Annotated in this window: 5 protein-coding genes; 2 read left to right on the plus strand and 3 right to left on the minus strand. The window is 74.4% G+C overall.

What is annotated here, in order from left to right; translation table 11 throughout:
* Positions 1-113 precede the first annotated feature (113 nt).
* Positions 114-1,034, plus strand: coding sequence for an alpha/beta hydrolase family protein (locus IEZ11_RS41110; protein ID WP_189268162.1), 921 nt, complete (start codon positions 114-116; stop codon positions 1,032-1,034).
* A gap of 4 nt (positions 1,035-1,038) precedes the next feature.
* Here the strand turns inward: IEZ11_RS41110 and IEZ11_RS41115 are convergent, their stop codons facing one another.
* Positions 1,039-2,457, minus strand: a complete 1,419-nt coding sequence (locus IEZ11_RS41115) for an RsmB/NOP family class I SAM-dependent RNA methyltransferase (protein WP_189268163.1) — start codon at positions 2,455-2,457, stop codon at positions 1,039-1,041.
* A gap of 84 nt (positions 2,458-2,541) precedes the next feature.
* Positions 2,542-3,474: a methionyl-tRNA formyltransferase gene (gene fmt, locus IEZ11_RS41120; RefSeq protein WP_189268164.1), complete on the minus strand. Its 933-nt coding sequence runs from the start codon at positions 3,472-3,474 to the stop codon at positions 2,542-2,544.
* Positions 3,475-3,779: 305 nt separating this feature from the next.
* On the opposite strand from fmt, the gene IEZ11_RS41125 reads away from it, so the two are divergent.
* A complete protein-coding gene (locus IEZ11_RS41125; protein ID WP_189268165.1) occupies positions 3,780-4,352 on the plus strand; it encodes a hypothetical protein in 573 nt (190 codons plus the stop codon).
* Between the two features lie 82 nt (positions 4,353-4,434).
* Here IEZ11_RS41125 and IEZ11_RS41130 read toward each other — a convergent pair whose 3' ends face one another.
* Positions 4,435-6,624: a primosomal protein N' gene (locus tag IEZ11_RS41130; protein ID WP_189268166.1), complete on the minus strand. Its 2,190-nt coding sequence runs from the start codon at positions 6,622-6,624 to the stop codon at positions 4,435-4,437.
* Positions 6,625-7,103 lie beyond the last annotated feature (479 nt).

The following is a 7,103-nucleotide window of genomic DNA, read 5'->3' on the forward strand; positions in this document are numbered from 1 at the left end:
GTCAAAACAGTCGGTTTCGAACGTAGTTGAGAGACCGCGAGGCACGGCGTGCCCGGGTGGCCGGCGGTTAGACTCCAGGGTCCCGCATCATCGACGGACCTCAGGGGGGCCGAGTGAGTCGAATCGTGCTGGTGCACGGGATCGGGCAGGAGCAGGAGTCCGCGGACGCCCTGGAGTCCCGGTGGATCCCCGCGCTGGCGGGCGGTCTGCGAAGCGCCGGCCATCCCGGACTCGCCGACCGCCTGTGGCGTGACCACCGCCCGGGGGACGAGGACTGCCGGATGGTGTTCTACGGCGACCTGTTCCTGGCCGGGGGGCGGATGGGAGAAGGCCAGACGGTCGAGGACCTGTTGCCCGAACAGTGCGAGCTGGCCACCGAGTTGGCGATGGAATGGCTCCACCGGGCCGAGGAGCGCGCCGCCGACGAGGTGGACCGGGACGAGGCCTACCGACGGCTCGGCGCACTGGACCCTGACGCCCCAGGACGTCAGGGAGTACGCGCCGCCGGCCGTCCGGTGCTGAACGGCCTGGCCCGCCTGCGCTGGTTCGCACCCGCCGGCATGGCATTCGCCCAGACATTCGTGAACCGGGCTCTCGCCCAGGTGACCCGCTATCTCACCGAGGAAGCGGTCCGCGAGGAGGTCCAGCGGCGGATCGCGGAACAGGTGGGCCCCGAGACGGTGGCGATCGTGGGTCACTCCCTCGGATCGGTGGCCGCGTTCCAGGCGGCCCACCGGGTGCGCGACGCCCTTCCTCTGCTGATGACGCTGGGTTCGCCCCTGGGTCTGCGAACGCTGGTGTACGACCGGCTCCCGGAGGCGAAGACCATTCCGCCACGGGTCGGGCGATGGGCGAACTTCGCCGACCGCGACGATCTCGTAGCGGCGGTGCCGGACCTCAGGACTCTCTTCGCCGACCCCTACGGTGTCCTGGAATCCGACTGGACCGTCGACAACGGCGCCGAGCCGCACCGCGCCGAGTCGTACCTGGGCAAGAAACAGACCGGGGCGTCCCTGGGCACCGTTCTGGTCTGAGCCGTCAACCGGTACGCCGGATGAGCGCGAGGTACATCGCGTCCGTGCCGTGCACGTGCGGCCACAGCTGCACGTCCGGCCCCTCCCCCAGCTCAGGCACCCCCGGCAGCAACGGACGCGCGTCCACCAGCTCGGTCTCCGGCCGCTGCTTGAGGACGTCCTGGACCACCGCCCGGGTCTCCGCCAGATGCGGGGAGCAGGTCGCGTAACCGACCACGCCGCCCACCCGCACCGAGTCGATCGCGGTGCGCAGCAGCGCGCGCTGCAGCGGGCCGAAGTTGTCCAGGTCCTCGGGGCGACGCCGCCACCGTGCCTCCGGGCGACGGCGCAGCGCGCCCAGGCCCGTGCACGGGACGTCCACCAGGACCCGGTCGAAGGAACCGGGGCGCCACGGCGGCCTGGTGCCGTCGGCGGCGATGACCTGGTACGGCCCCGGGTTGCCGTGCAGCGCCTTGCCGACCAGCCCGGCCCGGTGCGGCTGCTTCTCGGAGGCCAGCAGCACGGCCCCCCGCTCGGCGGCGAGCGCGGCGAGCAGCGCGGCCTTGCCACCGGGTCCGGCGCAGCCGTCCAGCCACTTGCCGTCCGGGCCCTCGACCGGCACGTTGGCGAGCGCGAGGGCGACCAGCTGGCTGCCCTCGTCCTGCACACCCGCCCGGCCCTCCTGCACGGCCGTGATGGCGCCGGGCTCCCCGCCCTCGGAGAGCCGCACGGCGTACGGCGACCAGTGCCCCGGTACGGCGGCCTCCTCCCCGAGGAGTTCCTCGGTGGTGGCCCGTCCCGGCCGGGCGACCAGCGTCACCTCGGGCCGTTCGTTGTCGGCGGCCAGCAGTTCCTCGATCCCGGCACGGCCGCCGCCCAGGGAGTCCCAGAGCGCGGAGACGACCCACCGGGGATGCGAGTGCACCACGGCCAGATGGTCCTCGGGGTCCTGGTCGTACGGCGGCGCGACCTTCGCGATCCAGCCGTCGAGGTCGTCCTGCGCGACCTTGCGGAGCACCGCGTTGACGAACTTGGCCCGCCCGTCGCCGAGCACCACCCGGGCCAGCTCGACGGAGGCGGAGACGGCGGCGTGGCTGGGAATCCGGGTGCCGAGCAGCTGATGCACACCCAGGCTGAGCACGTCCAGCACCGGCGGGTCCACCTCGCGCAGCGGCCGGTCGACGCACTCGGCGATGATGGCGTCGTACGTCCCCTGCCGACGCAGCGTCCCGTACACCAGCTCGGTCGCGAGCGCGGCGTCCCGCCCGTCGAAGTCGCCGTTCTCCCGGGCCTTGCGCAGCAGCGGCGGCAGCACGAGGTTGGCGTACGCGTCCCGCTCGTCCACGGCGCGCAGCGCCTCGAAGGCGAGGACGCGGACGGGGTCCTTCTGGGGACGGCGGTAGGGCTTGGCGGGCCTGCGCGGCCGCCGGGACTGCTCGCTCACGAAAAAGGTGCTCCGGGTACGGGAATGAAGGCGACTCCCAGCGTACGCCGCGTGCGCCGGAAAGCCGCTGCTGGGACAGGTCGCTCAGGCTCCGAGGGTCTCCCCGGCGCCGATGCGTACGCCACGGGCCCAGTCGGCGGCCCGCATCGGCTTCTTGCCCTGGGCCTGCACCCAGAGCAGTTCCACGGCGTACGACCCGGTCCCGACGTGCACGCTGTTCTTGCCGACGGCGATCTGGGCCGGGGCGAGATCGGTCCGCTCGGGCACCGGTGTGACCTGGATGAGCTTGAGCCGCTCGCCGCGGAAGACGGTCCAGGCACCGGGGGCGGGGGTGCACCCGCGCACCACCCGGTCGACCCGCAGCGCGGGGGCCGACCACTCGACCTTCGCGTCCTCGACGGTGATCTTCGGCGCGAGGGTGATGCCCTCGGCCGGCTGCGGTACGGCCTTGAGCGTGCCGTCCTCGATGCCGTCCATGGTCGCGGCGAGCAGCCCGGACCCGGCGAAGGCGAGCCGGGTCAGCAGGTCACCGCTGGTGTCGGTGGGCCGGATCTCCTCGGTGACGGTGCCGTAGACGGGCCCGGAGTCGAGCCCCTCCTCGATGAGGAAGGTGGAGGCGCCCGTGATCTCGTCCCCGCCCATGATGGAGTGCTGCACCGGAGCCGCCCCGCGCCAGGCGGGCAGCAGCGAGAAGTGCAGGTTGACCCAACCGTGGGCCGGCACGTCCAGCGCGACCCGGGGCAGCAGCGCGCCGTACGCCACCACCGGACAGCAGTCCGGCCCGATCTCCTTCAGCCGCTCCAGGAACTCCGGATCGCGGGGCTTGAGCGGCCGCAGCACCTCGATCCCGGCCTCCATCGCCCGCTCGGCCACGGGCGAGGCGACCAGCCTGCGCCCCCGCCCGGCCGGCGCATCGGGCCGCGTGACCACGGCGGCCACCTCGTGCCGCCCGGAGGACAGCAGAGCGTCCAGAGCGGGAACGGCGACTTCGGGGGTACCGGCGAAGACAAGCTTCATGGGCGGCTGCGAGCCTCTCGGACGGGGTCACGTACGGGCAACGCACAAGTCTATGACTCCGGCCCAAGGCCGCCGACGACGAACCACCCCACAGGTCGCCCGGCCGCTCGGCCCACCGCGAACGGGCGGTGCGCGGGCGGGAGCGGAATCAGGTGGTGCACAGCGTGCCACCCGGCGTACGCATATGCCCATACGCCCCTACACCGTGACCAGCGGAGCGCCCACGCGTTGGTCAAGAGAGAGTTGACCACAACGGGCCGCATCCTCGGCCCATTCCTTTCAACGCCGGTTCGAGAGGCTTGTTCATGGCCGACCACGCAACCCACGACGCCCAGGCCCGGGCCAGCCTGCACTTGCTGGTGCGGGACATCGAGCGGGTCCGCCGCCAGGTGGACGCACTACGCACGCTCACCGCCCAGTTGGGCAACGTATACCGCCCGCGCCGCTCCGGCCCGTCCACGGGCTTCGTCGTCTACGGACGCGCCCCCGCCCCGACGGTCCGTCTCGCCCAGGAACTCCGGGACAGTGTCGAGACGCTGGTCACGGCCGCCGTGGACTTCGACCGTTCACTCGGCTTCTCGTGGGACGCGGTGGGCTCCGCGCTGGGAGTCACCAAGCAGGCGGTGCACCGCCGTTACGGCGCCCGCCGCGCCGCCGCCCAGACCGCGGCCACGGCCACGGCCACGGCGACCGCCACGGCCGAGCCCGACCGGTCCACGGAACCGTCGGGCACCCGCACGATCAACGTGGGCGCCGGCCTGCCCGTGGTACCGACGGTCCCGGCCGCCCGCTCCATGCCGACCCAGCCGACGGCCGGCAGCCCCACGCTGCGCGACGAGGTCAGGCCGACAGCCTTCCCCGGCCCCCGCAACGGCTGACGCACCCAACGGCTGACCTGAAGGGCCGATCCGCCGCCCCTGCCCTCCCGGCAAGCATCCGGGAGGGCAGCCGTCTGCCCGGTCACCCGATGTCCGGCGGATCGATCCGCACCCGAACCGGCTCCCCGCCGCCCCCACTCCCACTCGCGCTCCCGCCGCCCCCACTCCCTCGCGCCATCCGCGCGGCCTGAGCCGACTTCAGCGCGGCGGCGAGTGCCGCCCCGCTCCCCGGCGGCACCCGTACCAGCGCCCGCTCCCAGTGCTCCCCCGGCGGCGCCGCCCCCGTCCGACGCGGCGCGCCCGCCCGCGCCACGGGCACCGGCACCGGCACCGGCCCCAACACCTCAGCGTCCGAAGGCAGTTCGACCGTACCGAGGAACTCGGCGAGCGCCTCCGGCGGGCCCGCGACCGCCGCCATCCGCGACACCGGCGGAAACCCCAGCTCCGCCCGCTCGGCCAGCTCCCGCACCGCGTGCCCGACCGGATCCCACCGCACCAACGCCTGCACGGGCCGCAGGGTCGGCTCCGCGACGACGACCACGGTCCCGCTGTCCCCCTGCGGCCGCACCAGCGCCGCCGCCGCGATCCAGCGGCGCAGCGCGTCCTCGCCGGCCCGCAGGTCCGGCCGTCCCAGCATGGCCCAGCCGTCCAGCAGCAGGGCCGCCGCGTAGCCGCCCTCGGCGACCGGCTCGGCGCCCGGGGTGCTCACCACCAGCGCGGGCGTCCCCGGCACGGTGTCCAGCACCTGCTCGCGCCCCGAGGTCCGTACGGGTACCGCGGGAAAGGCCCGTCCCAGTTCCTCGGCGGTGCGCCGGGCCCCGACCACCTGCGCGCGCAGCCGGAAGCCGCCGCATTCGGGGCAGTGCCAGTCGCTCTCCGCACGCCCGCACCATCCGCACTCCAGCGCCCCGGCGTCCCGCGCCTCCAGTGGACCGGCGCAGTGCCGACAGCGTGCCGGCGCCCGGCACCGGTCACAGGCCATCCGCGGCACGTACCCCCGCCGGGGTACCTGCACCAGCACCGGCCCGTGCCGCAGGCCGTCCCGGACGGCCTGCCAGGCGAGCGTCGGCAGCCGCGCGGCCCGCGCGGCCTCGTCCCGCGCGAGGTCCCCGTCCCCGACCGTCCGTACCAGCGGCGCGGCCCGCCGCACCTGCTCCCGCCCCGCCACCAGGGGCCGCGCCCAGCCGTTCGCCACGAGCTGTGCGGCCTCCACCGTGCAGCTGCAACCGCCGAGCAGGAATCCGCACTTGTCGAGCGCCGCCCGCAACAGCAGCACATCGCGCGCATGCGGCTGCGGCGCGTGCTGCTCGCTGTGGCTGTCGTCCCCGTCGTCCCAGATCGCGACGAGCCCGAGATCCCGCACGGGCGCGAACATGGCCGCCCGGGTCCCCACCACCGCCCGCACCGAACCCCGGCTGACGGCGAGCCACTGCGCGTACCGCTTCTCGGGCCCGGCATCGGCCGTGAGCAGCGCATGCCGCCCTTCGCCCAGCACTCCGGTCAGCGCGGCATCGACCCGCGCGGCGGCCCGCCCGTCCGGCACGACGACGAGCGCGCCGCGTCCCGAGGCGAGCGTGGCGGCGACGGCTCGGGCGATCTCCTCGCTCCACCCGGGACCCGGCAGGGCGTTCCACACCGCCCGCGGCGAGCCGCCGGAGGCCAGCGACTCGACGAAGGCGGCCCCGTGCTCGTAACGCGTCCAGGATCCCGCGTCGGGCACCGGCGGGGGCGGCAGGGGCTCGGGGGACGGCCGCTTCTCGGCCCGTGCGCTGCGCGGCGGCACGGCCAGCTGGAGCACGTCCGCGAGGCTGCCCGCGTACCGGTCGGCGACCGCCCGTGCGAGCCGGAGCAGTTCCTCGCTCAGCACCGGCTCGGGCGACACCACCTGGGCCAGTGCGGCCAGCGGCCCCGAGTAGTCGGACTCGGCGAGTCGCTCCACCAGGAACCCGTCGATGAGGCCCCCGCCCTCCCGGCGCCCGTCCCGCACCCGGTGCCGTCCGGCCCCGAACCGCACCCGCACCCTGACCCCGGGCCGGGCGTCGGCGTCCAGCTCGGCGGGGACGGCGTAGTCGAAATACCGGTCGAGATGGAGCACGCCCTTGTCCACGAGCACCCGCGCGACCGGCAGCCGCTCGGCCAGCGCGGCCCCCCGCCAGGTGCGCGGCTTGGCCCGGGGCGTCCTGGCCTCGCGCACGCTCTCCCGGATGAGCGCGAGCTGCTCCGGCGGCGCCCCTCCGGCGCCCCCGCCCCCCTGCCCGTTCTCACTGCTCACGCTTGCATTCTTACCAAACGCCACTGACAACCGGCGCCGCCCGAGATCACTCCGGCCGCGGAACGCCGTACGGCGGTCTTCTGCCTTGGACCACTCGGCCATACCGGTCCAGGACCGGCAGCAGGATTCGAACCTGCGAGGGAATCACCCGGAAGGAAGGATCCGAGACCCGCACACCGGACGGCACCGGCCTCCCGAGTTCAGTCCGGCAGCGGTCGGAACACACCAGCTTCATCGCGCGCCCTTGGGCACACTCCACGGAAGTAACCGCGGCCATCGCACCGGGAGGCCTCCACCGTACTGATCATCGCGCCTCGGCTGCCAGCCGATTTCCGCGGCCCCGGGACGCGTCGAAGGCCCGGTCTCCCCCGCGGGGAGACCGGGCCTTCGACGTGGTGACTCAGGGGTTACAGGCCCGCGGCCTTGCGCAGGGCGTCCACGCGGTCCGTCTTCTCCCAGGTGAAGTCCGGGAGCTCACG

Origin of the sequence: Streptomyces fuscichromogenes (assembly GCF_014645815.1) — a bacterium.
Taxonomy (GTDB): Bacteria; Actinomycetota; Actinomycetes; order Streptomycetales; family Streptomycetaceae; genus Streptomyces; species Streptomyces fuscichromogenes.